Annotated in this window: 26 protein-coding genes; 13 read left to right on the forward strand and 13 right to left on the reverse strand. The window is 65.7% G+C overall.

Going from position 1 to position 25549, the window contains the following annotated elements:
• Position 1 precedes the first annotated feature (1 nt).
• From AC4AMJ_RS18670 to AC4AMJ_RS18695, 6 genes are read left to right on the forward strand one after another with little or no spacing between them, the layout of a single operon-like run.
• The gene (locus tag AC4AMJ_RS18670; protein WP_489899533.1) at positions 2–1273 is read left to right on the forward strand and encodes an aromatic ring-hydroxylating oxygenase subunit alpha; all 1272 of its coding nucleotides are present in this window, start codon (positions 2–4) and stop codon (positions 1271–1273) included.
• Positions 1254–1580 (forward strand): hypothetical protein, encoded by a 327-nt coding sequence (locus tag AC4AMJ_RS18675; protein WP_489913830.1) that lies wholly within the window; start codon positions 1254–1256, stop codon positions 1578–1580. Before AC4AMJ_RS18670 ends, AC4AMJ_RS18675 begins: the two co-directional genes overlap by 20 nt.
• Entirely contained in the window at positions 1580–2791 is a 1212-nt protein-coding gene (locus tag AC4AMJ_RS18680; RefSeq protein WP_489899531.1) for a metal-dependent hydrolase family protein, read from the forward strand. Before AC4AMJ_RS18675 ends, AC4AMJ_RS18680 begins: the two co-directional genes overlap by 1 nt.
• Entirely contained in the window at positions 2778–3224 is a 447-nt protein-coding gene (locus AC4AMJ_RS18685; RefSeq protein WP_489899530.1) for a nuclear transport factor 2 family protein, read from the forward strand. The genes AC4AMJ_RS18680 and AC4AMJ_RS18685 overlap by 14 nt, the downstream gene beginning before the upstream one ends.
• The gene (locus AC4AMJ_RS18690; RefSeq protein WP_489913831.1) at positions 3221–4318 is read left to right on the forward strand and encodes an acyl-CoA dehydrogenase family protein; all 1098 of its coding nucleotides are present in this window, start codon (positions 3221–3223) and stop codon (positions 4316–4318) included. Before AC4AMJ_RS18685 ends, AC4AMJ_RS18690 begins: the two co-directional genes overlap by 4 nt.
• Positions 4311–5096, forward strand: a complete 786-nt coding sequence (locus tag AC4AMJ_RS18695) for an acyl-CoA dehydrogenase family protein (RefSeq protein WP_489913833.1) — start codon at positions 4311–4313, stop codon at positions 5094–5096. The genes AC4AMJ_RS18690 and AC4AMJ_RS18695 overlap by 8 nt, the downstream gene beginning before the upstream one ends.
• 98 nt (positions 5097–5194) lie before the next feature.
• On the opposite strand, the gene AC4AMJ_RS18700 is transcribed toward AC4AMJ_RS18695, so the two are convergent.
• From AC4AMJ_RS18700 to AC4AMJ_RS18715, 4 genes are all read right to left on the reverse strand, one after another.
• Entirely contained in the window at positions 5195–5710 is a 516-nt protein-coding gene (locus tag AC4AMJ_RS18700) for an MTB12 C-terminal domain-containing protein (RefSeq protein WP_489899527.1), read from the reverse strand.
• Positions 5711–5885: 175 nt separating this feature from the next.
• Complete coding sequence (locus AC4AMJ_RS18705) at positions 5886–6668, reverse strand: enoyl-CoA hydratase (RefSeq protein ID WP_489899526.1); 783 nt, start codon at positions 6666–6668, stop codon at positions 5886–5888.
• Positions 6669–6689: 21 nt separating this feature from the next.
• Positions 6690–7865: an acyl-CoA dehydrogenase family protein gene (locus AC4AMJ_RS18710; protein ID WP_489913834.1), complete on the reverse strand. Its 1176-nt coding sequence runs from the start codon at positions 7863–7865 to the stop codon at positions 6690–6692.
• Entirely contained in the window at positions 7849–8850 is a 1002-nt protein-coding gene (locus AC4AMJ_RS18715) for an acyl-CoA dehydrogenase family protein (RefSeq protein WP_489899524.1), read from the reverse strand. Before AC4AMJ_RS18715 ends, AC4AMJ_RS18710 begins: the two co-directional genes overlap by 17 nt.
• 197 nt (positions 8851–9047) lie before the next feature.
• Between AC4AMJ_RS18715 and AC4AMJ_RS18720 the strand changes: the two genes are divergently transcribed.
• From AC4AMJ_RS18720 to AC4AMJ_RS18730, 3 genes are read left to right on the forward strand one after another with little or no spacing between them, the layout of a single operon-like run.
• Entirely contained in the window at positions 9048–9704 is a 657-nt protein-coding gene (locus AC4AMJ_RS18720; protein ID WP_489899523.1) for a TetR/AcrR family transcriptional regulator, read from the forward strand.
• 54 nt (positions 9705–9758) lie between these two features.
• A complete protein-coding gene (locus AC4AMJ_RS18725) occupies positions 9759–10631 on the forward strand; it encodes an acyl-CoA thioesterase (RefSeq protein ID WP_489913835.1) in 873 nt (290 codons plus the stop codon).
• A complete protein-coding gene (locus AC4AMJ_RS18730; RefSeq protein WP_489913837.1) occupies positions 10628–11704 on the forward strand; it encodes an NAD(P)H-dependent amine dehydrogenase family protein in 1077 nt (358 codons plus the stop codon). Before AC4AMJ_RS18725 ends, AC4AMJ_RS18730 begins: the two co-directional genes overlap by 4 nt.
• Before the next feature lie 562 nt (positions 11705–12266).
• On the opposite strand, the gene meaB is transcribed toward AC4AMJ_RS18730, so the two are convergent.
• From meaB to AC4AMJ_RS18745, 3 genes are read right to left on the reverse strand one after another with little or no spacing between them, the layout of a single operon-like run.
• Positions 12267–13178 carry a methylmalonyl Co-A mutase-associated GTPase MeaB gene (gene meaB, locus AC4AMJ_RS18735; protein ID WP_489913838.1) on the reverse strand — a complete coding sequence of 304 codons (912 nt, stop codon included), beginning with the start codon at positions 13176–13178 and terminating at the stop codon, positions 12267–12269.
• Complete coding sequence (locus AC4AMJ_RS18740; RefSeq protein ID WP_489913840.1) at positions 13171–14310, reverse strand: thiolase family protein; 1140 nt, start codon at positions 14308–14310, stop codon at positions 13171–13173. The genes meaB and AC4AMJ_RS18740 overlap by 8 nt, the downstream gene beginning before the upstream one ends.
• On the reverse strand, positions 14303–15769 hold the full coding sequence (locus tag AC4AMJ_RS18745; RefSeq protein ID WP_489913842.1) for a class I adenylate-forming enzyme family protein: 1467 nt from the start codon (positions 15767–15769) through the stop codon (positions 14303–14305). The genes AC4AMJ_RS18740 and AC4AMJ_RS18745 overlap by 8 nt, the downstream gene beginning before the upstream one ends.
• 53 nt (positions 15770–15822) lie before the next feature.
• Here AC4AMJ_RS18745 and AC4AMJ_RS18750 point away from each other — a divergent pair, with 53 nt between their 5' ends.
• Positions 15823–16584 carry an SDR family NAD(P)-dependent oxidoreductase gene (locus AC4AMJ_RS18750; protein ID WP_489899517.1) on the forward strand — a complete coding sequence of 254 codons (762 nt, stop codon included), beginning with the start codon at positions 15823–15825 and terminating at the stop codon, positions 16582–16584.
• The gene (locus tag AC4AMJ_RS18755; protein WP_489899516.1) at positions 16581–17336 is read left to right on the forward strand and encodes an SDR family NAD(P)-dependent oxidoreductase; all 756 of its coding nucleotides are present in this window, start codon (positions 16581–16583) and stop codon (positions 17334–17336) included. Before AC4AMJ_RS18750 ends, AC4AMJ_RS18755 begins: the two co-directional genes overlap by 4 nt.
• 216 nt (positions 17337–17552) lie before the next feature.
• Here AC4AMJ_RS18755 and AC4AMJ_RS18760 read toward each other — a convergent pair whose 3' ends face one another.
• From AC4AMJ_RS18760 to AC4AMJ_RS18775, 4 genes are read right to left on the reverse strand one after another with little or no spacing between them, the layout of a single operon-like run.
• A complete protein-coding gene (locus tag AC4AMJ_RS18760) occupies positions 17553–18320 on the reverse strand; it encodes an enoyl-CoA hydratase/isomerase family protein (protein ID WP_489899515.1) in 768 nt (255 codons plus the stop codon).
• Position 18321: 1 nt separating this feature from the next.
• Positions 18322–19407, reverse strand: coding sequence for an acyl-CoA dehydrogenase family protein (locus AC4AMJ_RS18765; RefSeq protein ID WP_489913844.1), 1086 nt, complete (start codon positions 19405–19407; stop codon positions 18322–18324).
• Positions 19394–20302 carry an acyl-CoA dehydrogenase family protein gene (locus AC4AMJ_RS18770; RefSeq protein WP_489913846.1) on the reverse strand — a complete coding sequence of 303 codons (909 nt, stop codon included), beginning with the start codon at positions 20300–20302 and terminating at the stop codon, positions 19394–19396. Before AC4AMJ_RS18770 ends, AC4AMJ_RS18765 begins: the two co-directional genes overlap by 14 nt.
• Positions 20280–21692 carry a class I adenylate-forming enzyme family protein gene (locus AC4AMJ_RS18775; RefSeq protein WP_489913848.1) on the reverse strand — a complete coding sequence of 471 codons (1413 nt, stop codon included), beginning with the start codon at positions 21690–21692 and terminating at the stop codon, positions 20280–20282. The genes AC4AMJ_RS18770 and AC4AMJ_RS18775 overlap by 23 nt, the downstream gene beginning before the upstream one ends.
• Positions 21693–21845: 153 nt before the next feature.
• Here AC4AMJ_RS18775 and AC4AMJ_RS18780 point away from each other — a divergent pair, with 153 nt between their 5' ends.
• Together AC4AMJ_RS18780 and AC4AMJ_RS18785 are read left to right on the forward strand one after the other, a co-directional pair.
• Positions 21846–22892 (forward strand): 2Fe-2S iron-sulfur cluster-binding protein, encoded by a 1047-nt coding sequence (locus AC4AMJ_RS18780; protein WP_489913850.1) that lies wholly within the window; start codon positions 21846–21848, stop codon positions 22890–22892.
• Between the two features lie 64 nt (positions 22893–22956).
• A complete protein-coding gene (locus AC4AMJ_RS18785) occupies positions 22957–23271 on the forward strand; it encodes a hypothetical protein (RefSeq protein WP_489913852.1) in 315 nt (104 codons plus the stop codon).
• A gap of 276 nt (positions 23272–23547) precedes the next feature.
• Here the strand turns inward: AC4AMJ_RS18785 and AC4AMJ_RS18790 are convergent, their stop codons facing one another.
• Positions 23548–24594 (reverse strand): CaiB/BaiF CoA transferase family protein, encoded by a 1047-nt coding sequence (locus tag AC4AMJ_RS18790; protein ID WP_489913854.1) that lies wholly within the window; start codon positions 24592–24594, stop codon positions 23548–23550.
• Positions 24591–25547 (reverse strand): LLM class F420-dependent oxidoreductase, encoded by a 957-nt coding sequence (locus AC4AMJ_RS18795; protein ID WP_489913856.1) that lies wholly within the window; start codon positions 25545–25547, stop codon positions 24591–24593. Before AC4AMJ_RS18795 ends, AC4AMJ_RS18790 begins: the two co-directional genes overlap by 4 nt.
• Positions 25548–25549 lie beyond the last annotated feature (2 nt).

Genomic DNA, 25549 nt, shown 5'->3' on the forward strand with positions numbered 1-25549 from the left:
GTTGGCACACTTCAAGAAGCCCGATGCGGGAAGTTGGACCGAGAGCTTCGACGGCCTCGGCACCGAGCCCGTCGACTACACCGACTCCATCGATCCCGAGTTCTACGAGGCCGAACGGGAGGCCATCTTCAAGAAGACGTGGCTGAATGTCGGCCGGGTCGAGCGGCTGCCCCGCAAGGGCAGCTACTTCACCCGCGAACTGGCGGTGGTCAACACGTCGCTGATCATCGTGAAGGGCAAGGACGACGTCGTCCGTGCATTCCACAATGTGTGCCGGCACCGCGGCAACAAGCTCGTCTGGGACGACTTCCCCAACGAGGAGACCTCGGGCACCTGCCGTCAGTTCACCTGCAAGTACCACGCATGGCGGTACGACCTCACCGGCGATCTCAGCTACGTCCAGCAGGAAGGCGAGTTCTTCGATCTGGACAAAGACCAGTTCGGACTCAAGTCCGTCCGGTGCGAGATCTGGGAAGGCTTCATCTTCATCAACCTCGACCCCGACGCCGAGTCCCTCGAGGACTATCTGGGGGCATACGGCCAGGGCATCAAGGGATACCCGTTCCACGAGATGACCGAGGTCTACAGCTATCGGGCCGAGATCGGCAGCAACTGGAAGCTGTTCATCGATGCGTTCGCCGAGTTCTATCACGCACCGGTGCTGCATCAGAAGCAGGCCGTCAAGGACGAGGCCGACAAGCTGATGAAGGTCGGCTTCGAGGCCCTGCACTACGACCTGCAGAGCCCGCACTCGATGATCTCGTCGTGGGGCGGGATGTCGCCACCCAAGGACCTCAGCATGGTCAAGCCGATCGAGCGGATCCTGCGTTCGGGGCTGTTCGGCCCGTGGGACCGGCCCGACATCGAGGGCCTCGATCCGTTGCCGCCGGCGATCAATCCCGCCGGCGCGGTGCCGTGGGGCGTGGACGAGTTCGAGTTCTTCCCGAACATGTCGCTGCTGTTCTGGGCGCCCGGCTGGGTGATCACCTACCAGTACTGGCCGACCGCGGTGAACCAGCACATCTTCGAGGCCAACCTCTACTTCGTGCCGCCGAAGACCGTGCGCGAGCGACTCGCGCAGGAACTCGCCGCGGTGACATTCAAGGAGTACGCCCTGCAGGACGCGAACACCCTCGAGGCGACCCAGACGATGCTCGAGACCCGAACCGTCACCGAGTTTCCCCTCTGCGACCAGGAGGTCCTCCTGCGTCACCTGCACAAGATGGCCGTCGATCACGTCAAGGAGTACGAAAATGCCAAAGCTGCCAGCTGAATTCGCGGATCTGGAGAGGTTCTCGGCGTGGTGCCTGCCCACCGAGGCGGAGCGCTACGCCAAGCGCCTCGACTCGACGATGCCGGAGATGCAGGAGTTCTACGACGCGGCCATGCCACGCCTCGAGGACGCCTGCGCCTTCGGTGACAAGTTCCCGCTCGACGATCTGCCCGAGGACGTCCGCTCGCTGATCCACCTGATGCAGTCGTTGGTCATGGTGTCCTTCCCGGTCGAGGTCTGGAAGCAGCCCCGCGTCCCCGACAGTGGAGCGGCCTGGGCCGAACTCGTTTCCGAACCCGTGGTCTGATGGTCACTCTCAAAGCTGCCGGCCTCATCGACGTCGACAAGGGCGAGCTCATCACGCCGGGCATCGTGCGCGTCGACGAAGACCGGATCGTCGGCGTGGGAGGCGAACCCGAGGGCGAGATCATCGACCTCGGCGACCACATCCTCGTGCCCGGCCTGATGGACATGGAGGTCAACCTGCTGATGGGTGGACGGGGCGAACGCCCCGTCTATTCCACCGTGCAGGATGACCCTCCGACCCGCATGTTGCGTGCGGTGGGCAACGCGCGTCGCACGCTTCATGCCGGCTTCACCACCGTCCGCAATCTGGGCCTGTTCGTGAAGACCGGCGGATACCTTCTCGACGTCGCACTGGGCCGAGCCATCGACAAGGGCTGGATCGACGGTCCGCGCATCGTGCCGGCGGGTCACGCGATCACCCCGACCGGCGGCCACCTCGACCCGACGATGTTCGCCGCGTTCGCGCCCCACGTCCTGGACCTGACGCTCGAAGAAGGCATCGCCAACGGCGTCGACGAGGTACGCAAGGCCGTCCGGTACCAGATCAAACACGGCGCGCAGCTCATCAAGGTCTGTGTGTCCGGCGGCGTGATGTCGCTGACCGGAGAGCCAGGGGCACAGCACTATTCGTTCGACGAGCTGTGCGCGATCGTGGACGAGGCGCACCGTCGCGGGCTGCGGGTGGCATCCCACACACACGGGGCCGAGGCCGTCAAGCAGGCCGTGCTCGCCGGTATCGACTGCATCGAACACGGCTTCCTGATGGACGACGAGGCCATCAAGATGCTGGTCGCGAACGACACGTTCCTGGTGCCGACGACACGTCTGGCCGATGCGATGGACGTCTCCCATTCTCCGCCGGAGCTGCAGGCGAAGGCTGCCGAGATGTTCCCGAAGGCCCGTATCTCGGTGAAGAAGGCCTACGACGCGGGCGTCAAGATCGCCGTGGGCACCGATGCGCCGGCGATCCCGCACGGCAAGAACGCAGACGAACTCGTGGCCCTCGTCGAGCGCGGGATGCCCGAGGCGGCGGTGCTGCGCGCGGCCACCGCGACCGCAGCGGAGTTGATCAGAGCTGACGACCGCGGACGCATCGCCGAGGGATTGCTCGCCGACATCATCGCAGTACCCGGAAATCCCTTGGAGGACATCACCGTCACTCAAGACGTCCGCTTCGTGATGAAAGGTGGCAAGGTCCATGTCCGGAAATGACAAAGCCAGAAATGACGCGTCCCGCAATGACGACATCATCGACATCGAGCAACTGCTCGCGAAGTACGCAGTCACGATGACCAAAGGGGACACCGAGGGTGTGGTGTCGGTCTTCACCCCGGATGGCACGTACAGCGCGTTCGGCGAGATGTACCCGCTGGACCAGTTCCCGCGACTCGTCGAAGCCGCACCCAAGGGGCTCTTCCTCACCGGCACCGCGCTGATCGAGGTCGACGGCGACACCGGAACCGGCACCCAGCCCCTGTGCTTCATCGATCACACCCAGCAGGACATGCGGATCGGCTACTACAACGACACCTATGTCCGCACCGACGACGGATGGCGGCTGAGAACGCGCGCGATGACCTTCATCCGGCGCAACGGCGAGCACAATTCCGGCCGCCCGCACGCGATCTCGTTCAGCGGGGAATGAACACCACCGAATTCCGGGCGGCGCTGTGTGAGTGGCTCGACACGCATGATCTGACGCCCGGCGACGACTACTCGTTCGACGCGCAGGTGGCCCAGCTCGGCCGGGTGCGGCGAGCACTGTTCGACGCCGACTGGATGCGCTACGGGTGGCCGCACGAGGTGGGGGGTCTCGGCGGCGCCCCGATCCTGCGCGCCGTCCTCGGCGAGGAGGTGGCCACCCGCAACCTCGCTGAACCGGGCATCTACTCGATGATCGAAGTCCTTGCGCCGACGATGATCTCCTACGCGCGGCCCGAGCTGGCCGCGGAGATGGTGCCGCGCCTGCTCAACGGCGACGAGCAATGGTGTCAGGGTTTCTCCGAGCCCGGATCGGGCAGCGACCTGGCGTCGCTGAGCACTCGGGCTGTACCAAACGGGGACACCTGGATCATCAACGGCCAGAAGGTGTGGACCAGTCTGGCCCAGTTCGCGGCCCGTTGTGTTCTGTTGACCCGCACATCGCCCGGACACGACGGCATCACGGCCTTCTTCGTGGACATGGACACACCCGGGATCACGGTGCGCCCGCTACGGACGATGCATGGCGTCGACGAGTTCGCGGAGGTGTACTTCGACGACGTGGTGGTGCCGGCGGATCGGATGTTGGGCGAACCCGGCGACGGCTGGCGCCTGGCGATGGACCTGCTGCCGCACGAGCGCTCGACGTGCTTCTGGCACCGTATCGCCTACCTCTTCTCCGTCCTGGACAACCTGGTGTGCCAGACCGATCCCGTCGATGATCTCGATCTCGGCGCCGCCTACCTGGCGGCGCACACAGTCCGGTGCCGCTCCTATGCGACCCAACAACGACTGGATGCGGGAGGCACCCTGGGACCGGAGACCTCCGTGGACAAGGTGTTGCTCGCGACCGCCGAACAACAATTGTTCGACTCCTGCCGTGATCTGCTGCCCGGCGCCATCGAGTGGACTGATCCCGCCTTGCGATCGGAATACCTCTACTCGCGTGCGGCGACCATCTACGGGGGCACCGCCGAGATCCAGCGCAACATCATCGCGCGTCGGCTGCTCGATCTGGGAAAGGGTGACAGTGGATAGCTCGGAGCAGGAACTCCTGGCGGATTCGCTCCGCAAGATCATGGCGTCGAGCACCGGCACCAACCTCGACAAAGCGCTCGACGAGCTCGGCTGGCCGGAGCTCCTGGTCGGCTTCCCCGACATCGCGATCCCCCTCGTGTTCCGCCTCCTCGGGGAGACCGGCTCGCACAGTTCGGTTCTCAACGACGTGGCGGCGCTTTCGTCTGGGGGCGAACCGGGATCGGTCATACCCCTGCCATTCGTCGGCGATCGATGGCTGCAATGGTCTCGCGAGGAGACCACCGGAAGCGAGTCCCTGGACCCTGAACTCCCGTTGCGCGAGGTTCAATCCGGAGCCGATTTCCCACTCGTGAAGGCCCGTATCGCGCTCGGCTGGTGGCTGGTCGGCTCGAGTCGGGCCATGCTCGAATTGGCTCGCACCCACGCCCTGGATCGCACCCAATTCGGTCGCCCGATAGCCGCATTCCAAGCGGTGCGGCACCGCCTCGCCGAGGCATACGTCGCCGTCGAGGGTGCCGAGGCCACCCTGGAGGTCGCTCAGGACGATCTCGGTGCGCTGCTCGCCAAGGCTGCGGCCGGACGCGCTGCACTGAGTACGTCGCGCCACGTACAGCAGGTCCTCGGCGGTATCGGATTCACGGCCGAACACTCCTTCCATCGGCATGCGCGCCGGGTCGTCATGCTCGACTCCTTGCTGGGCAGCAGTAGGGATCTCACGCGCCAGGCGGGCCGCATGATCCGCACGTCACGATCGGCTCCGCGACTGATCGATCTCTGACCCACCGTCGTTCCCCGGGCGATCTCCTGGGACCACCCAGCACGGAAGACATTTCGGGCCGGCCTCGATTCGAGGCCGGCCCGACGTGTGTGGTCAGATCACGCGCAAGCGGGGACTGTACCGGTATCGCCCTGCACTGCGAGCAGCGCACAGAAAGTATCGGACGACACCTTCCACGTGCCATCTACCAGGACCGCCTGGCCGGTCTGTCCCGGCATGACCGGATTGCCCTGCATCAGCAGGTCGTAGTCGACGTTGGCGTGATCGGCGTCGGTCATGGTGACGCCCTTGACCGCCACCGTGGTCTGCATCGCCTGTGGGTTCTGGGTCATGCCCTGCAGCACCGGGGTGAAGGCATCCCCCTTCTCGATCAGCGTGGCCCGCTCGGCCGGTGGCGTCTGGCCGTTGAAGAAGACCACATATGCATCGGTGATCTCCTTGGTCGTGGCCGCATCCGCGGTGGCTGCGGCCGACGATGTCGCCGCCGCCGAACTGGTTGCGCTCGACGCGGAATCACTCGAATCGGAGTCGTCGCTACAGCCCGCGGCGACACCGACGATGATGACCACGCCCGCACACATGGCGAGTGCTCGCCCGGTGAGTGTTCTCCGCATGGTGGTGTCCTTTCTCGTGGATGCCTGACAAGGGACATCCATCTCTCACAAAGGGATCGACGGCAATGGGTGCCGGCGACCGAGTCTGATAATCACATTCTCACTTGAGAGAATACGGCAATCGCGCTGTTCACAAGTGCTTTTCGACGAATTCACGGCCGGACCAGGGTATGCCCTAACCGATCCTTCCCTTCATCTCCTCCAGCTGCGCAAGGATCGGGAAGCCATTGACACTCAGTGCATTTCCGTGGCCGGTCTGATGGATCTCGAAGACCGACTGGATCGCCGCGTAGAACCCCTGCACGTCAAGGGTCTGATTGACCGCGCGCTTGGCCTGCCGCAGTCCGAACGCCGGCATCGCCGCTATGGTGCGGGCCATCTCCTCGGTCCGCGCGTCCAGTTCGGCGCGCGGAACCACGAGATTCACCATCCCGGTCTTCTCCGCCTCTTCGGCGGTGACCGGACGCCCCGTGAAGAGGATCTCTTTCGCCTTACGCGGACCCAATTCCCAGGTGTGGCCGTGGTACTCCACTCCCCCGATACCCATCATCACCACCGGGTCCGAGAACTTGGCGTCCTCGGAGGCGATGATCAGATCACACGGCCAGCAGAGCAGCAGCCCTCCTGCGATGCAACGCCCCTGGACCGCAGCGATGCTGGGTTTGGGATTGTTGCGCCAGCGCAGGCTGTATTCGAGGTACCTCCGGGCCTCGCCGTCATAGACCATCTCGAGGGTGATCTTGTCCGGCCGCGGCGCGCCGCTGTTGAGATCGTGTCCCGCCGAGAAATGCTTGCCCTCGCCACGTAGGACGATCACGGCGACGTCGGGGTCTTTTCCCGCCTCCGTCCAGGCCGCGTCGAGTTCGTCGAGCAGTGCCGCGTTCTGGGCATTCGCGACCTCCGGCCGGTTCAGCGTGATCGTCGCGATCTTGTCGGTGACCTCGTACAGGACGTTCATCCGTGCCTCCATCGTTGTCGCTCAGCGTCGCGGAAGCCCGAGGACACGCTCCGCGATGACATTGCGTTGAATCTCCGAGGTACCGCCGGCGATGGTGTAGCCGAAGCTGCGCGCATACCGCTCGAACCAACTGGTGTAGAGCATTTCGAGATCCATGTGGTTGTAAGGTGCGGTCAGTGCCGGGTGGACGAGGCCATCGCTGCCGGCGGCCGCGAGCGCGTGCTCGGTGGCGTTCTGCACAGCCTCCGAACCCATCAGCTTGAGTACAGAGAGGGCCGGGACATCCTGTTCGCCACGCGCCGCGCGGCCCAGTGCCTGAGAACCGAGCAATCGGAGCGCATGTGCATCCATGACCAGCGTCGCGTACCGATCACGATCGAGGGCCGTCGCCGGCCGAAAGTCCCGGAGAAGGTCCTCTAGTCGTTCGGCGAAACTGAGCCACAGCAGGGTTCGTTCATGTCCCAACGATCCGTTGGCTACAAACCAGCCCCCGTTCAGTTCGCCGATCAGGTTCTCGGCCGGCACCCGCACGTCCTCGAAGAAGACCTCGTTGAAGTCCAGATCCGTCCGCGAGGAGATCGCACCAAACGGCCTGCGCGTGACACCGGGGAGATCCGTGGGAATCATGATCGCGCTGATCCCCTTGTGCTTCGGGGCGTCTGGATCGGTACGGACGAAGGTCAGGAGCACGTCGGCGTCATGCGCCCCGGAGGTCCAGACCTTTTGTCCGTTCACGACGAACTCGTCGCCCTCGAGGCGCGCCTTGGTGCGCAACGAGGCCAGATCCGATCCGGCCCCTGGCTCGCTCATGCCGAGTGAAGCGGTGATCTCGGCGCGCAGAATTCGTACCGCCCACTTGCTCTTCTGCTCGGGAGTGCCGAAAGTCAGGAGCGATGCCGCGATGATCCCCAGGCCCTGCGGGTTGTAGCTGTGGTAGATCCGTCGTCGCGACAATTCGTCGAGGTGCACGTACTGCTGCAGAATCCCGGCGTTCCGACCGCCGAACTCCGGCGGGTTGCCCGGCTGGAGCCATCCGTTGTCGAACTGCACCCGCTGCCACTCGCGCGCCCAATCGGGTATGTCCGCACTGGATTTCGTCCGTTGAGCGGCGTCGGCCTCGCTGGGGAGGTGCTCGTCGAGAAATGCGATGAACTCCGCCCGGAACTCCTCGACGTCGCTGTCAAACTTGAGTTGCACGATACTCCTCGGTGATGAGCGCCCGGTGTTCGTCGGAACCGCCGAGCATCAGTTCTCCTGCCTTGGCGCGCTTGAGCGGAAACTGTAGGTCGTTCTCCCACGTGTAGCCCATCGCACCGAACAGCTGATAGCCGTTGCGGAACACCTTGGACTGGCATTCGCCGGCCGACGCCTTGGCCATGGAGGCTGCCAGGCGCATGTCGGCGCTGCCGGTCGCGATGGTGAGTGCGCTGTAATACGCCAGCGCCCGAGCGCGTTCGACCGCGACGTGCATGTCCGCGGCCTTGTGCTTCACCGCCTGGAAGCTCCCGATCGCGACGCCGAACTGTTCACGATTGCGGACGTGTTCGAGGGCGAGGTCGAGAATCTTCTGACACGCCCCGACCATCGTGATGGACAGACCCATCAACGCCGTCGCCTGCGCGCGTGCGAGATCGGGAGCGGGATTGCGTCGTGCATCATCGACGCGCACCGACGGAAAGGTGACGTCGGCGACGTGGAGTAGCGGATCGAAGCAGGGCACGCGCGTCACGATGACATCGTCGGCGGGCACCACGAAGACGCCGGCCGCGGTCACCACTGCGAAGTCCTCGGCGCGATCCCCGTCGAGGACAGCACAGCAGGTACCGGACAGCAGCCATCCGTCTTCGCCCAGGTGCGCCGAAACCCCCTCGCGCACAGCGGCCCCCGGCCTCCCTGGTTGCGCCAGGGCACCGGCCAGTGGCGCGAACTGCGTTGCCGTGGCCAGAAACGGCGTGGGGTCGGTTGCCGCGCCCATCGCCTCCAGAGCGATGGCCAGCTCGACCGCCTCGGCGGGTTCGACCAGATCCGTGAAGCCTTGGTCGACGTACATCGTCCACAGCGGCGTCGGATCGACATCGTCATCGACGACCTGGCGTATCCAGACCGGTGAGCACTCCTTGGCGAGCAGTTCTCGCACGGTCTTTCCCCAGAGCCGTTGATCGGAATCGAACTCTACGAGCACGCGCTATCTCCTCTCGGCGTCGTGCCCACCCCACCGAGCGGAGATGGCCGCAAGACTAGTCGGTACATACTAGGAGAATAGCGTTCTCCTGAAGCGAATGGAACACTTTCATTTTTCGGAACCCCCTTCGCCACAATCGCGGGTTCGCTCCGCTAAACTCGCCCTATGTATGTGCAACTCGGCGGAAAGTCGGCGCGGTGACCAGCGCCAACGAAGAGCCCGCATGGAAGCAGCGCGCCGTGGAACGGTCGATCAAGACCGCGAAACTGCGAGCTGAGCAACGTGTGCAACGCTTCCTCGACGCAGCCCAGGCGATCATCACCGAGAAGGGCACCACCGAGTTCACGGTTCAAGAGGTGGTCGAGCGGTCGAAGCAGTCGCTGCGCAGCTTCTACCTGCAGTTCGACGGAAAGCACGAGTTGCTCCTTGCACTGTTCGAGGACGCACTGAGCAAATCGGCCGACCAGATCCGGGCCGCCGCCGCCACCGAGACAGACCCCATCGAACGGCTCCGCGTTGCGGTGACCCTACTCTTCGAGCTGTCACGCCCGGACCCAAATGCCAAGCGCCCGTTGTTCAGCGACTTCGCGCCACAACTCCTGATCACCCACCCGACCGAGGTTCGAGTCGCACACGCCCCGCTCATCGCACTGCTCGCCGAATTCCTGGAGGAGGCGTCCGAGGCCGATGAGCTGCGGGAAGGACTCAACCCACGCCGGGTCGCGGCGATGGTGATGCAGACGGTGATGTTCATCGCACAGTCCAGCGTCGCCACCGACGATCCGGACAATCACCCGATCTCGGCCGACGAGGTCTGGGAGTTCTGCGCGCGGGGCTTCAGCCGGCAAGCATGATCCTTGGATGAGAATGGTATTCTCATCCAAGGAATTACCGATTACACTGCCGTCATGGCAACTGACTGGCGTGAGCTGATATCCATCCTCGAACTCCGCGATTGCACACCGATCGGTGTTGCGTCGGGCGATCGATCCGGCAGCCTCGACTCGCCGAACGCGATGTCCGCGGCCGAGACCACCAGTTGTTACCGCGGCGCCAATCTGTCCCTGCCGTATCGCCGGTTGTTCGGCGGTCAGCTTCTCGCACAGTTCGTGTCGGCGGCAGGACTCGCCAGCCCGGATAAGTCGATCCGATCGATCCACGCCAATTTCCTGCGAGAGGGACTCGTCGAAGAGGACGTCCGCTACGAGGTCGACCATCGCCACCGAGGCCGGTCCTTCGACACCTTGCAGATCAGCGCTGTGCAGACCGATCGGCTCATCGGGCTGGCGACCGTCGCGATGCACCTTGCCGACGGGGGCCCGGACATCCAGACCATCGATCCACTCCCCGATCTGCCGGACGACGACCACCAGAAGCGCATGGGACTCTTGCCCTGGGAGGTGCGCACAGTCGACGACCTCGATGATCCGTCGGCGGGCCCCCCACATCACGAGATGTGGATGCGCACACCGGCCGTCGATGATGATCGGGCCTATCCCTGCATTGCCGCCTATGCCACCGATCTCACCGTCATCGGCACCGCACTCCGTCCCGTCGACGGATTGAGCCAGGGCGGCAACGGTACCGCGTTTCATTCCGCAGTGACGTCGCACACCATGTGGTTTCATCGGCCGATCCGGACCGACGACTGGCTCCTGATCCGCCAGGACAGCCCCATCATCGCCGGCGGTCGCTGTTATGGCCGGGGCGACATGATCACCCGAAGTGGTTCGCTGGTGGCTTCTTTCGCGCAAGAAGCGGTCGTTCGGATGCCGTCATGACGTCGACCGCCGTCTCGTCGGCCACCTCCGCGACCGTTCCCACACCGACCTATCGGTGCGTGCAGTGGGCGACCGGCAACATCGGCGCACGGTCATTGCGCGGCATCATCGACCACCCGAACCTGCAGCTCGCCGGAGTGTATGTCACGTCCGAGGCGAAGGTCGGAGTCGATGCCGGCGAGCTCTGCGGGTCGGCCCCGACCGGCGTATCGGCGACCAACAGCATCGACGACGTCATCGCGTCGGCGCCGGATTGCGTGCTGTACATGGCAGCGGCGCTTGACGTCGACGCCGTGACACGACTGCTCGAGTCCGGCATCAACGTGGTCACCACCCGCGGCGAATTCCACCGCCCGGCAAGCATGGATGCCGAGGTCCGCGAGCGCGTCGAGCGCGCGTGCGCGACCGGCGGCGCGTCGATTCACTCCACCGGCAGCAGCCCGGGCTTCATCACCGAGGCGGTTCCCTTGGTGCTCTCGTCGATCCAGCGCCGGATCGATCAGATCACCATCGACGAGTTCGCCGACCTCTCGCGGCGTGATTCCCCCGATCTCCTGTTCGACATCATGGGATTCGGTGGTGCGCAACGCGAGTTCGAGGACTTCCGGCTGGAGTATCTTCGCGGCAGCTTCGGCCCGTCGTTGGAACTTCTGGCCGAATCCATGGGCCTGCCACTCGATTCGATCGAGGTGAGCGGAGAGGTCGGCGTGACGACGCGCGAGGTCTCGATCGCCGCCGGCACGCTGCCTGCGGGAACAGTGGGAGCGCAACGTATCACAGTGTCCGGCAAGCGGGATGGACGTATCGTCCTGCGATTCCGCGCCAACTGGTATTGCACCGGCGACACAGAACCCCGGTGGGATCTGCTCTCGACGGGCTGGCGGGTTGTCGTCGACGGTGACGCCCCACTGTCGGTCGACATCAACATGCCGATCGACCTCGAGCAGATGGCGGAAACCACGCCCGGCTACACCGCGAACCGTGCGGTCAACGCTGTGCGCCATGTCTGCGCGGCCGCCCCTGGCATCCGCACGTCGGTCGATCTCCCGCAGTTCATCCCCGACCTCTCCTGACGCCGACAGAATCCGACTCCCGCCGCCACTCAACCGCTCGCTGGTCGAGTAGCCGTCGAGCCGCCAGGCGAGACACCCCCCGTTGGTCGAGTAGCCGTCGAGTCGCCAGGCGAGACACCCCCGCTGGTCGAGCCGCCAGGCGAGACACCCCCCGCTGGTCGAGTAGCCGTCGAGCCGCCAGGCGAGACAGCGTATCGAGACCACGCGAGACACAAGCGACCGCAGGCGAGTCCGACAGATCTCGATACGCTCGCTCGCCCAGCGGCTCACGGGCTACTCGATCACCGAAATCACGCCGGCACCGCTTCACCTTGGTCACGCATCGAGACCATCACGACCCCCACAGGCGTCACTACACCCCTACCCCCCCGCTGGTCGAGTAGCCGTCGAGCCCCCCAGGGCGAGACAGCGTATCGAGACCTCGTAAGACACAAGCGATCGCAATCGAGTCCGACAGATCTCGATACGCTCGCTCGCCCAGCGGCTCACGGGCTACTCGATCACCGAAATCACGCCGGCACCGAGGCTTCGATACACGGGCCGACCAGACGCACCCACGCGCCTACTCAACCCGCCGAACTGCCGGGTTGATCAGCGTCTCGACCGCGGCGTAGATGTCACCGCGGCCGGCGATCACATCGTCGACGGCATCAGCGAGACCCGGATGGGTCCGCAGTCGTGTCATCGCCAATGACAGGATCTGGGCGCGCAGCCGAGCGGCCCGACGGTCCGGATCGTCCTCGCGACGATGATTCTCGATCGTCTCGATGAGCTCGTCGACACCCTCGCCGCGCGTGGCGACGAGTGTCATCACCGGGACCGACGACTCCATGCGCAGGTCACGGACCGTCTGCTGAGCACCCTCACGGTCGGCCTTGTTCACGACGAGGATGTCGGCGACCTCCAGCAGGCCGGCCTTCGCAGCCTGAACCGCGTCGCCCGCACCGGGATTGAGGATGACGACGGCCGGGTCGGCGACCGCCGACACCTCGACCTCCGACTGGCCCACACCGACCGTCTCCACGAACACGACGTCGTAACCCAGACCCTCGAGCAGGCGGATCGCCGCCGGCACCGCCGACGACAGACCGCCGAGGTGGCCCCGCGTCGCCATCGACCGGATCAGTACATCCATGTCGTCGATATGCTGGGTCATCCGAATCCGGTCACCGAGCAGGGCGCCGCCACTGTACGGCGACGTCGGATCGACAGCCAGAACCGCCACCCGTCGACCTCGGGACCGATAGGCGGCGACCAGGGCAGTGATGGTCGTCGACTTTCCCGCCCCCGGTGGGCCGGTGATACCGATGACCGAGATGGAGCCCGTGGGGGGTCCGATGGCGTCGAGTACGGCGGACCTGCCCTCCCCCTCCACCTGGGTCAGCAGTCGGCCGGCCGCACGCGCGGAACCACCGCGTGCGGCCGCGAGGAGGTCGGCAACAGTGCTCGGCAGCACCGAACGAAGGTCAAACATGGACCTCGATGACGACGGCCGAACCGATCCCGCCACCGGCACACATCGACGCGACACCGATTCCCCCACCTCGCCTGCGCAATTCGTACACCAGGGTGGTGAGCATGCGGGCTCCGCTCGCCGCGACGGGATGTCCGAGCGAACATCCGCTGCCGCTGACGTTGACGCGGTCGGGGTCGATGTCGAGCAGCTTCACGCAGGCGACGCAGTTGGCGGCGAATGCCTCGTTGATCTCGAACAGGTCGACGTCGGGCAAGGTAAGCCCTGCTCGTTCGAGCGCTTTCGGGATGGCCTTCACCGGGGAGAGCCCGGTCTGCGCAGGCTCGACGCCGACCGAGGACCATGACCGGACCGTGGCCAGCGCAGGCAAGCCGAGTTCGTCACTCGCGACGGCCAGGACGGCGGCCGCATCATTTGCGCCGCTGGCGTTGCCCGCGGTGATCGAGAAGCCCTCGATCTCCGGGTGCAGCGGCTTGAGCGACGCCAACTTCTCCATGCTGGTCTCGCGGCGCGGATGCTCGTCCACCGAGAACAGCCCGTGCGCGGTCTTGATGGGGACGACTTCGTCGTCGAACCGGCCGGCGTCGATCGCGGCGATCGCGTTGCGATGAGACCGCAGCGCCCACTCGTCCATCTCCGTCCGGGAGATACCCGCTGCGACAGCAGAGTTCCAGCCGACAGTAATGGACATGTCCTTGTTCGGAGCGTCCGGCTGATTGGGGTGTGTCGGCGACATCCACGGCTCGATCCACTCCTCTCCCACCCGGAACTTCGCCTTCGGCGAGGTGGATGCCGAGTTCACGCCTCCGGCGAGGATGAGCTTGTCCATCCCCGAACGGATGCTGCCTGCGGCCGTCTGGACGGCGGCCAGCCCGGCCGCGCAGTGCCGGTTGACCGCGAGCCCCGGCACGTCGACAAGACCCGCGGTGATCGCCGCGTGGCGTGCGATGACGCCACCGCCGTACAACCCTTCTCCCAGGATCACGTCGTCGATCGGCGCGGAACCGAGATCCTCGACCACTGCGGCCACGGTGTGCTCCGCCAGGTCGAAGGCATCCGTGTCGCGCAGCGTTCCCTTGAATGCGGTTCCGATCGGGGTCCGGCGTGCGGCTACGATGACGGCGTCAGGCATTGTTGTTCTCCAGTTCGGGTCGTGGTTCAGACACTTCGGTGATCAGATTGCGGCGCAACAGTTTGCCCGTTTCGGTCCGCGGCAACTCCGGGGTGAAGATGATCGAGTCGGGAGTCTTGGAGGACCGCAACCGATCGCGGACCCACGATCGGATCTCTTCCGGATCGCCGTTCCCGACGACGACCGCGACCACCCGCTGGCCCCAATCCGGGTCCGGAACGCCGACCACCGCCGCCTCATCGATCGTCGGGTGCGCCACCAGCACATCCTCGATCTCCGCGGGCGCGATGTTCTCGCCACCGCGGATGATGGTGTCGTCGGCGCGGCCCTCGATGTAGAGGTAACCGTCGTCGTCGAGCCGTCCCAGATCTCGGGTCGGGAACCATCCCTGGGCGTCGAGGACACTACGACTGCCGTACTCACCCGAGATCTGCTCACCGCGCACGAACACCAACCCCTCCTGACCCGCCGACAGCACAGCGCCCTCGTCGTCGCGGATCTCGATGTCGATGCCGGGCAGCGGACGTCCCACCGAACCCAGTCGCGCGCGCACGTGCGGATGGACGGATTCGATGGCGGTGCGATGATCTTCCGGGCCCAGAACCGCGATCGATGAGGCGGTCTCGGTCAACCCGTAGGCGTTGACGAATCCCGTGTCGGGCAACACCTTCAGTGCGCGTTCGATCACCGGACGCGGGGTACGTGCACCGCCGTAGGCCAGGCTGGCGAGGGTCGGGAGAGATCCGCCGTCCGCGCCGAGGACGTCGACGACCCGCGCGAGCATCGTGGGCACCAACATCGCGTGGGTCACCGACTCCGACCGCACCGTGCCGATCCATTGCCGCGCATCGAAACCACTCGCGTAGACCACCCGTCGTCCGGTGAAGAGATTGGACATCAGGTTGGTCAATCCGGCGATGTGATAGGGCGGTACTGCGACCAGTGCGGCGTCGTCGATGCCCGCCGAGTTGAACTCCAGCGTGTTGAGCACATAGGCGAGCAGGTGCCGATGACGGAGGATCGCGGCCTTGGGTTCCGACGTGGTGCCGCTGGTGTAGATGATCACCGCAATCGCATCCGGGTCGGTCAGATCGGCGTCGAGGTCCTCGTCGGCCGGGTCCGGTGTGTCGTCGAGAGCACAGATCCAGCGATCGAGATCCTCTGATCGCAGGATGTGGGCGTCGGGATGCTTCGCCTCGAGCGCCGACAACGCCGTGTCGCTCAGCCGATAGTTCAACGGCACGAACGGTATACCGGCGAGCGCCGCACCGAACAAGGCCACCGGGTAGGCGAGGTGGTTGACCCCCTCGTAGACCACCGCCGACCGCCCGCGCACCGAGTGCGCAGCACGCCGCGCGCGGGCCGTCAGTTCGGCGGCCGTGACCGACCGTCGACCGGAGGTGATGACCAATCGGTCGTCCACGCTTGACGTCATATCGAGAATCATGGTGATGTTCATGAGAACATTATTCTCTCAGAGAGAGAGCGCTAGTCGCAAGAAGGGAAACGTAGATGGATATCGCAGGTAGTTCCGCAGTGGTCGTCGGCGGCGCCGGCGGGCTGGGTGAGGCCACGGTCCGCAAGCTGCACGCCGCAGGCGCACGGGTGGTGGTGGCCGATCTCGCCGACGAGAAGGGCAAGGAGCTCGAGGCCGAGCTCGGGGTGCGCTATGTGCGCACCGACGCGACGCAGACCGACGACGTCAACGCGGCCATCGCCGAGGCGGAAGAGATGGCACCGTTCCGGATCTCGGTGGACACGCACGGCGGCCCCGCCTCGGGCGGACGGCTCGTCGGCAAGGATGGCAGCCCCCTGGATCTCGACGGCTTTCGCACCACGATCGACGTGTATCTCACCGGCGTCTTCAACGTCATGCGGCTGACCGCCGCCGCCATGGCACGGCAAGAGGCCACCGATTCGGGCCGTGGTGTCATCGTCAACACCGCGTCGATCGCGGCCTATGAAGGGCAGATCGGGCAGCTGCCCTACTCGGCCGCGAAGGGCGGCGTCGTCGGCATGACCCTGGTTGCAGCGCGCGACCTGTCCCCGCTCGGCATCCGGGTCGTGACCATCGCACCCGGTACCTTCAACACCCCTGCCTACGGCAAGCATGCCGATGCGTTGGAAGAGCACTGGGGCAAGCAGGTGCCCTGGCCGAAGCGGATGGGCCAGTCCCCCGAGTACGCCGCGCTGGTGGAGCACATCTGCACCAACGACTACCTCAACGGCGAGATCATCCGTCTTGACGGCGCGCTGAGGTTCCCGCCGAAGTGACCGGATCGCTTCACGGACAGGTCGCCCTGGTCGCGGGGGCGAGCCGCGGGATCGGTGCGGCGATCGCCGGGGCCCTGGCCGACGCCGGGGCCGCGGTGGCCGTGGCCGCCCGGACCGAGACGGAGTCACGACTGCCCGGCACCATTCACAGTGTCGCCGAGCAGATCACCGCCGGCGGCGGTATCGCGTTGCCCGTGGCGTGCGACGTCACCGACGAGGATTCCGTCGCATCCATGGCGGACACGGTGGTCCGCGAGCTCGGCGGCATCGACATCGTGGTCGCCAACGCGGGCGTACTGTGGCTCGGCCCGGTGGAGACGACGCCGCTCAAACGGTGGCAGCTGTGCCTCGACGTCAACCTCACGGGCACATTCCTGGTGACGAAAGCGGCGATACCGCATCTGCGTTCCCGTGGCGGCGGTTCACTGATCGCCATCACAACCAGCGGTGTCGGGATGATCGATCGCGGCGCCAACGCCTACTGGGTCTCCAAAGCGGGCGTCGAGCGGCTCTACCTCGGCCTTGCGGCAGATCTGCGGTCCGACAACATCGCCGTCAACTGCCTCAGCCCGTCACGGGTGGTACTGACCGAGGGCTGGCAGGCTGCGGGCGGAGGGCGGGAGATCCCGCCGGAGATGGTCGAGCCGCCCGAAACGATGGGCCGGGCCGCGGTCCGACTGGCCGTGGAGCGCGCCGATGGGGTGAGCGGCACGATCCAGCGGTCGGAAGAGATAGTGGCCCAGTCGGTCTGACGATCTGCCCGGCCGCAGTTCGCCACCCCGGTGGACACCGAGTGTCCAGCGGGATCACCGGAGCCGGTCGCGGAGTGGATTATCCACTCGACACCGCGCTGCGGTGATCTGTACAGCACCAGACCCGGGCCGCGCGGTCGCCAAGCCACATCATGCGTGAGTGCCGTGGGTCCGCTCGGCGGGCCCACGGCACTCACATGTCCAAACGAGCCCAGTTCAGCTCTTCGGCGCCGTCAGACGGTCGATCGTCGCGCGGAAGTCATCGGTCTGGAAGGACAGGTCCTCGGCCATGTTCGCATAGTCCAGGCTGGCCAGCACCGCCCGCTCGAGATGGATGTTGACCATCCGTTTCGTGGACTCGACGGCCTGCTGCGGTAGTTCCATCATCTTCTTCGCACACGCGGTCGCCTCGGTGAACGGGTCGTCGACGACGTGGTTGGCGAGGCCGAGTGACACCGCGCGGTCGGCGGTGATCCTGGTGCCCATCAGCGCGAACTCCTTGGCCTGCAACAAGCTGATCTGCAGCGGCCAGGTCAGCGGACCACCGTCGGCCGCGACGAGTCCCACTTGGACATGCGGATCCGCCAAGTAGGCAGACGGATTCATGTACACGACGTCGCTGAGCGCGACGAGGCTACAGCCCAGGCCGACCGCCGGCCCGTTGACCGCGGCGATCACGGGCACCCGACATCGCACCATCCCGAGGACGAGTTCCCGTCCGTGACGAATCGTCTTTGCGCGCAGCGCCGAATCGTCGCGGAGCTCCTTCAGATAGGAGAAGTCACCCCCGGCCGAGAACGCCTTGCCATGGCCGGTCAACACCGCGGCCCGGACCTCGGAGTCCTCACTGAGTTTCGTCCACAGCGACGCGAGACCCGAATGCAGGGCGTCGTTGACCGCATTGAGCGAACCGGGACGGTTCAGCGAGATGATCCGCAGCGGCCCCTCCGCGGTGACCTCGATCTCCTCGGGCATTCCGTACATGTCACACTCCCAATCCGAGCAGTCTGGACGCGATGATGTTCTTCTGGATCTGCGAGGTGCCGCCCATCACGCTCTGTGCGCGGCTGTACAGGTAGGAACCGAACAGTTCCGGATCGGTCGTCCCGCCGACGGACAGCGCGGCATGACCGACCGACTGATCCACCCAGGTCATCAGCAGTTTGTCGAGGGATCCCTCCGAGGTGTGCGCGACCCCGTCGAGTTGCTCGGACAGTCGTCGTCGCACGTGCAACCGCAGCATCTCCGTCTGCACGGCCGCCCAGGCGATCTCGTCGGAATACCCGGCCGATCGCTTGGCGAGTTGGCGCACCAGCTTTCCATACCGAGCGACGTACCCCAGAGTCGACGGCTCTCGCTCGTGGCCCACCACCGTCATCGCCAGCGCCCATCCTTCACCGGGCGCCCCGACCATCTGGTGAGCGGGAACCCGCGCACCGTCGAAGAGCACCTGGCCGAACTCGGTGGTGATGCCGCTGATCATCGTCAGCGGTCGTTGCTCGATCTCCGGCTGATCCATCGAGACGATGAACGCCGAGATACCCCGATGTCGCGGCGCTTCCGGATCAGTGCGGGCGAGCAGCAGGCACCAGTCGGCGACGTCGGAGTAGCTCGTCCAGATCTTGTGTCCGTTGATCACGTAGTCGTCGCCGTCGCGGGTTGCGGTGGTCCGCAACGATGCCAGGTCCGATCCCGCTCCCGGCTCGGAGAAGCCCTGGCACCATCGTTCGGTGCCGTTGATCATGCCCGGCAGGAAACGTTGTTGCAGTTCCGTGCTCGCATGTCGGCCGAGACCGTGCAAGAGGTAGCCCAGACTGGGCCGCGGAGGCGCCTCGGCGCGGGCGAGTTCCTCGTCGAGGATCACGTCGTAGACGGGCGGAAGATCCTGCCCACCGAACTCCGTGGGCCAGGAGAGCCCGAAGAATCCTCCTTGGTAGAGGGCCTGATGCCATTCCCCCTGCCGCGCCCAGTACTCGTCGCCCGATGTCGGGAAGTCACCGGCGTTCTCGGTCAGCCATCCGCGCAGTCGTTCGCGGAAAGCCGCTTCCTCGGGTGAGTCACGATAGTCCAATGTTGATCTCCTTCAGGCTGACCGGAAAGTTCTCCGTCGACACCAGCACCCGTCTGAGATACACGTGTGCCAGGCATTCCCAGGTGTTCCCGATTCCGCCGTGTACTTGAATTGCGTTCTCACACACAGTCCGCGCAGCGCGCGAAGTGTAGACCTTCGCCATTCTCGCGGCGTTCTCCGCCACGTCGGGGTCGAGTTCGTCGACCGCCCAAGAGGCGTGACGCACGATGCTGGCGGCGCCTTCGAGCAGCGCCAGGTTCTCGGCCAACAGGTGCCCGACCGCCTGATACGAGCCGATGGACTTGCCGTATTGTTCGCGGATCTTCGCATAGTCGACCGCCAGTGCTTGCGCGCCGCGTGCGGCACCGAGGATGTCGGCGGCGGTGGTCGCCAAGGCGAGCACGTGCCGTCGTCGGGCATCCGCCTCGGACAACACACCCAGCGGTGAGTCATCGATCGATGCAACCGGTTTGGCCACACGAGTGAGATCCGGCGACGCGACCGCGGGTCCGGTGGAACCGGACAGCACCCGCACGCCGTCGACGGCTACCACGTGGTCGTATCCGTCGGCGTCGATCGCTACATCGCCGACCGACAGCGTGCTCTCACGCTCGGAACCCTCGATGTGCCGCACCAGATCATCGGCCAGAACCGGGCCGAGGTACGGCACGTCCACGAGGCCCCGCCCGAATTCCTCCGCGACGATCGCAACCTCGACACCGGATGCGCCGTCCGACCGGAGGTTTCGCCAGCCGGTGCGATCTATGGCGGTACGCAACCGATCCCGTCGTGCAGCATCCTCGAGGTCGGCGACCGAACCCGGTCCCAGATCGTCGGCGAGTTTCGCCGATGCATCACGCAACTGCGACTGCTCACTTGTCAGCCGAACATCCATAGCTCTCCTTCAAGACTCTGCGCAACACCTTGCCCGACGGCAATCGGGGTATTGCGTCGACAAACGTGATCTCACGGGGTCGTTTGTAGGTGGCGAGCTCAGCGCCCACGGCCTCGATCAGCTCGGCTGCCGACACCGGCCGGGCCGAGGAGACCGCCGCGATGATCCGTTCACCGTCGGCGGCGTCGGGCACGCCGAACACCGCACAATCCTGCACGGCCGGGTGTCCATGCAGAACGGCCTCGATCTCCGCGGGCGCCACCTGGAATCCGCGGGTCTTGATCATCTCCTTCGACCGGTCAGTGAGAACGATCCAGCCGTCGCTGTCCACGACGCCGACGTCACCGGTGCGATACCACCCGTCGACGAAAGCGTCCGCGTTTGCCTCCTCCGGCAGGTACCCGGACATCAACGACGGTGACCGGACCAGAATCTCTCCGGTCATCCCCTGCGGCGCAGGCAATCCCGTGTCCAGATCGATGACGCGGATCTCGACACCGGGCACCGCCTTGCCGACACTGTCGAGCCGGGCCCCGTCCAGGGGGTTACAGGCGATGACAGGCACCTCACTCGCACCGTATGCCGGTACCCAACCGACACCGGTTCGGCGGGTGACCGTTTCGGCCACACTCCGCGTCACCGGCGTCGCCCCCCACATGATGTAGCGCAGCGACGACAGGTCGGACGACTCGAGATCGGGTTTCGACGCAATGGCCAATGCGATCGGCGCGACCGCCATCTCGACGGTGATCCGATCTTCCTCGATTCGACGAAGCATCCGGTCGAGCTCGAAGCGGCGCTCCAGGCGAATCCAAGCGCCCGCTTCCAACGCCGTGACGATGTTCAGCAGACCGAGAATATGCGACGGTGGGGTGACCACCTGGATTCGGTCCGTGGGCCCCAGCTGCAATGCGGTGCGCCAATGCCCGACGGCCGCGGCGAGTGACCGATGTGAATGCCTGACCGCCTTGGGCATTCCGGTGGTACCTGAACTGAACACCAGAACGGCATCGGCCTCGGGGTCCGTCGACACGGAGGCCGGCCGTGGTTCCGCCACGGGTTCGATCGGGTCGTCCAGGCTCAGCATCGGCGTGAGCGCCGCCAACACCGGACTGTCACCGACCGTGACACGGGCCTGCGACACGGCCAGGGCATGGCGGACCTCGGCGGACTTCCATGCGGGGCTGATCAGTACGACCGCCGCGCCGAGCCGCCAGATCGCCAATACCGCGATGACGAACTCGGGACGGTTCGATGACATCACGGCAACCGGGACGCCCGGTCTGACACCACGGATCACCAGCGACGCCGTGAGACCTTCGGCCAGCGCATCGATCTCGGACCGCGTGTACGCGCGATCCTCGAAGACGAGTATTGCCGGCTCGGTCACCTGTCACCTTTCGATCTGTTCGACGGCGGCCGGTAGCGAGACCACCCGCCCGGGCCTTGAGAAGTATGGTACTTCAATGAGAGAATATAATTCTCGTACAGACAGAATTGCAATGCCGCCTGGTCGCCGACCATGCCGGGAAAGGAACGAATCGTGGCCAGACCTCCGCTGTTCCAGCGCGCGACCGTGACCCGCGTGGTCAAGGAGACCGACGACGCACGGACGTTCGCCCTCGAGCCCGAGGCGGGACCACTGGCCTATCGGGCCGGACAGTTCTGTACCTTTCGCGTCACCGTCGATTCCGAGGTGCTCTACCGGTCGTACTCGATGTCGAGTGCACCGGAGTGTGACACCGAACTGACCACCACGATCAAGCGTGTCGATGGCGGCAAGGTGTCGAACTGGCTCCTCGACAACGTCGGCGAGGGCGACATCTTGGAGATGACCCGTGCTGCCGGCCTGTTCTGCCTGCAACCCAACGACGCCCCGCTGCTCGGCTTCAGCGGCGGCAGCGGCATCACGCCGATCCTCTCGCTGGCCAAGAGCGCCCTGGCCGGCACGGACCGCACCGTACGACTGTTGTGCGCCGACCGCGACAGGGGCGCGATCATCTTCGAATCCGCGATGGCCGAACTGGAGACCCGATACCCGGGACGCTTCCATGTGGTCCGCAGCCTGGACGAGGAGAACGGGTTCCTCACCGAGGCCGCGATCACCGACTTCATCGGCGACGACACCCATGCCGACACATACATCTGCGGGCCCGAGCCCTTCATGGCGCTGGTGGAATCGGCGCTGACCGGATCCGGCAACGTCTTCGTCGAACGATTCGGTACGGCGGCACCGATCCCCGGTTCCGAGGACGCCGACGACCAGGCGGACTCGTCCTCCGCCGACTCGTCCTCCCACGCGGGCGATGATGTTGTCGGGACGATCACCATCAAACTCGGCCGCAAGAAGGTCACCGTCCCACGACAATCGGGCGAGACCATTCTCGAGGCGGCGCGGCGCGGCGGGCTCACACCGCCGTTCTCCTGCGAGGCAGGCAATTGCGCGACGTGCATGGCCCACCTCGACGAGGGCACGGCGACGATGCGGGTCAACGACGCGCTCGAGGACGACGAGATCGAGGACGGCTACGTGCTCACCTGTCAGGGCGTTCCGGACAGTGAGACAACCGTCGTCGACTACGAGGCCTGATCGCTCACAATGGTGGTTTGGCCCCTGTATGACGACAACCCCTACACAACAAGGAGATACACCAATGGCCAAAGGCGTCCTGATCGTCGAGAGCTTCCCGAGCTCGCCTGACCGTGCCGACGAGTTCAGCAAGTGGTACGAGGAGGTCCACATCCCCGACGTTCTCGCGCTCGAGGGGTACGTGACGGCTCGTCGGATGAAGCCACTCGACGGTGACGGACCGTTCGTGGCGATGTACGACCTCGAGGCCGACGACCTCTCGGCACTGCCTGGCATCCTGTTCTCGGCCGCCCGCGACGGGAGCCTGCCGATGTCGGATTCCATGCAGATGGACCCGCCCCCGAAGATGCGCTTCCTGGAGGTCACCGCCGAACGCTGAGCGGCCCAACGGAACCTGAGGAGCGAGCGAAGCCCCCCGATCCCTGAGGAGGTCCGGAGCGCCCACTCTCCGCCCCCCGAGGAGGTCCCGGAGCACCCCCTCTCCGACCCCCGAGGAGGTCCGCAGCGCCCACTCTCCGACCCCTGAGGAGGTCCGGAGCGCCCCCATCCGCTCCCTGAGGAGGTCCGGAGCGCTAGCGGAGGACCGTCACGAAGGGTCGCCCTTCGTGACGCATCCTCGCAAGCTCGGAGGCTCCTCAGGGACCGACAACAAGACTCAGCGAGTGGGCAACTCCATCTCCCCCAACGCAGGCGCCGGACGGTGATCCGGCACGTACCCGGAGACGACGATCGGGCACCGCACGGTACGGAAGCCACCGGCCTCGACCACGACCTCGGGGGTGTCCGCCAGCGCCTCCGGTAGCGTGCGCACCGCCGCGATCGGGATGCCCAGCGGTTTCAGGCGTTTCTCCCAGTTGGCGGCAGAGTCGGTGGCCAGCGTGGCGGTTACCACCGCGAGCACTTCCTCACGACGTGCGGCGCGCTCGGCCATCAGCCAGAAGCCGTCGATCCCGGCCTCGGTGGCGAAGGATCGCCAGAACCCGTCGTGGGTGATGAACAGCGCCACATGTCCGTCGGCGGTCGGGAACATCTGCGCCGGAACATAATACGAATGCGCTCCCCCGGCTCGCCGTATCGGCTCGGTGCCATCGTTGAGATATGCCGACGCGTGGTAGTTCAGTTGCGACAGCATCACATCGCGCAGCGACACGTCGATCTGGCCACCCCGCCCCGCCACGATCTGGGCGAGGAGTCCGAGCGCCGCCGTCAAACCGGTCGAGTTGTCCGCCGACGAATAGCCGGGAAGCGTGGGCGGGCCATCGGGGTCACCGGTCATCGCGGCAACGCCGGTCGCGGCCTGGATGACATAGTCGAACGCCGGATCGTCACCGGCATTCAGTCCGTAGCCGGTGATCGCCACACATACGATCCGGTCGTTGAACTCGCGCAGCGTCTCATAGGTCAGCCCGAGCCGATGGATTGCCGAGGGCTTGAGGTTGACCAGCAGGGCATCGGCGTCCGCAACCAGTTCGCCGAGCTGCCGACGTCCGTCCTCGACCGTGAGATCCAGACACACACTGCGCTTTCCACGGTTCAGGCTCGCAAAGTAGGCGCCGCTGACCTGACGGGAGATCTCGCCGCTCGCCGGCTCGATCTTGATCACCTCGGCGCCGAGATCTGCCAGGGTCATGGTGGCATAGGGACCGGCCAGCATCGTCCCCACCTCGAGGATTCGGATGCCGGCCAGCGGGCCGTCGGTCACCGCAGTTCCTTCGCCAACGCCGCCATGACCTCGCGTGTCTTGTACTTCGAGGCGACCAACTCGTCGCGGGTGTCGCCGATCGGCAACAGCCGCATCGAGATGTCGGTGACACCGGCCTTCTCGAAGTCGCGGAACCGGGCGAGGATCGCGTCCTCGTCACCGGCGACACACAGGTCGCCGACGTCGCGTGCGTCGCCGCGCTCGAGCAGCTTCTGGTAGTTCGGCGAGAACTCCGCCTCGGCGAGAATACGATTCGCCCGCGAGCGCGCCTCATCGACCTCCGACGGGCGACACAGACACACCGGCACTCCAGCGACGATGCGCGGAGCCGGACGCCCGACACTGTCGGCCGCCTTGTTGATCCCGGGCGCGATGTGTTCGGCAATCGCGCGCTCGTCGGCCATCCACAGAATGGTGCCGTCGGCGCGCTCACCGGCCAGACGCAGCATCACCGGGCCCAGCGCGGCCAGGAACACCGGCATCGGCGCGACCGGACCGAGCTCCAGCGGGTTGTGCACAGTGAACGAATCGTTCTCCACGTCCACCGGACCCGGGCCGTGCAGCGCCTGATCCAGGACGTCGAGATAGTCGCGGGTGAACCGGGCGGGCTTCTCGTACGGGATGCCGAGCATGTCCTGCACGATCCAGTGGTGCGACGGCCCCAGCCCGAGCGCCAGACGTCCGCTGGAGGCCGCGTGCGCCGACAATGCCTGCCGGGCAAGAGCAATGGGATGCTGGGCCTGCAGCGGCACCACCGCGGTGCCGAGTTCGATGGTCGTCGTGCGCGCCCCCATCAGTGCGATGGTGATCAACGCGTCGAAGTCCGTGGGCACCTGCGGAATCCACGCCGTGTCCATACCCGCGGACTCGGCCCACTCGATGTCTTTCATCATCCGATCAACCTTGCGCGCGGAATCCCCGCGCTCCGGGCCGATCATCACTCCGACTCGCACAC

The organism is Gordonia sp. LMA484 (assembly GCF_058129505.1).

What these genes read in the sequence shown, in the direction of transcription:
- AC4AMJ_RS18675 (WP_489913830.1), top strand. Translation starts at nt 1,254, where the DNA reads ATGCCAAAGCTGCCAGCTGAATTCGCGGATCTGGAGAGGTTCTCGGCG.
- AC4AMJ_RS18680 (WP_489899531.1), top strand. Translation starts at nt 1,580, where the DNA reads ATGGTCACTCTCAAAGCTGCCGGCCTCATCGACGTCGACAAGGGCGAG.
- AC4AMJ_RS18685 (WP_489899530.1), top strand. Translation starts at nt 2,778, where the DNA reads ATGTCCGGAAATGACAAAGCCAGAAATGACGCGTCCCGCAATGACGAC.
- AC4AMJ_RS18690 (WP_489913831.1), top strand. Translation starts at nt 3,221, where the DNA reads ATGAACACCACCGAATTCCGGGCGGCGCTGTGTGAGTGGCTCGACACG.
- AC4AMJ_RS18700 (WP_489899527.1), bottom strand. Translation starts at nt 5,710, where the DNA reads ATGCGGAGAACACTCACCGGGCGAGCACTCGCCATGTGTGCGGGCGTG.
- AC4AMJ_RS18705 (WP_489899526.1), bottom strand. Translation starts at nt 6,668, where the DNA reads ATGAACGTCCTGTACGAGGTCACCGACAAGATCGCGACGATCACGCTG.
- AC4AMJ_RS18725 (WP_489913835.1), top strand. Translation starts at nt 9,759, where the DNA reads ATGGCAACTGACTGGCGTGAGCTGATATCCATCCTCGAACTCCGCGAT.
- AC4AMJ_RS18730 (WP_489913837.1), top strand. Translation starts at nt 10,628, where the DNA reads ATGACGTCGACCGCCGTCTCGTCGGCCACCTCCGCGACCGTTCCCACA.
- meaB (WP_489913838.1), bottom strand. Translation starts at nt 13,178, where the DNA reads ATGTTTGACCTTCGTTCGGTGCTGCCGAGCACTGTTGCCGACCTCCTC.
- AC4AMJ_RS18740 (WP_489913840.1), bottom strand. Translation starts at nt 14,310, where the DNA reads ATGCCTGACGCCGTCATCGTAGCCGCACGCCGGACCCCGATCGGAACC.
- AC4AMJ_RS18745 (WP_489913842.1), bottom strand. Translation starts at nt 15,769, where the DNA reads ATGAACATCACCATGATTCTCGATATGACGTCAAGCGTGGACGACCGA.
- AC4AMJ_RS18750 (WP_489899517.1), top strand. Translation starts at nt 15,823, where the DNA reads ATGGATATCGCAGGTAGTTCCGCAGTGGTCGTCGGCGGCGCCGGCGGG.
- AC4AMJ_RS18760 (WP_489899515.1), bottom strand. Translation starts at nt 18,320, where the DNA reads ATGTACGGAATGCCCGAGGAGATCGAGGTCACCGCGGAGGGGCCGCTG.
- AC4AMJ_RS18770 (WP_489913846.1), bottom strand. Translation starts at nt 20,302, where the DNA reads ATGGATGTTCGGCTGACAAGTGAGCAGTCGCAGTTGCGTGATGCATCG.
- AC4AMJ_RS18785 (WP_489913852.1), top strand. Translation starts at nt 22,957, where the DNA reads ATGGCCAAAGGCGTCCTGATCGTCGAGAGCTTCCCGAGCTCGCCTGAC.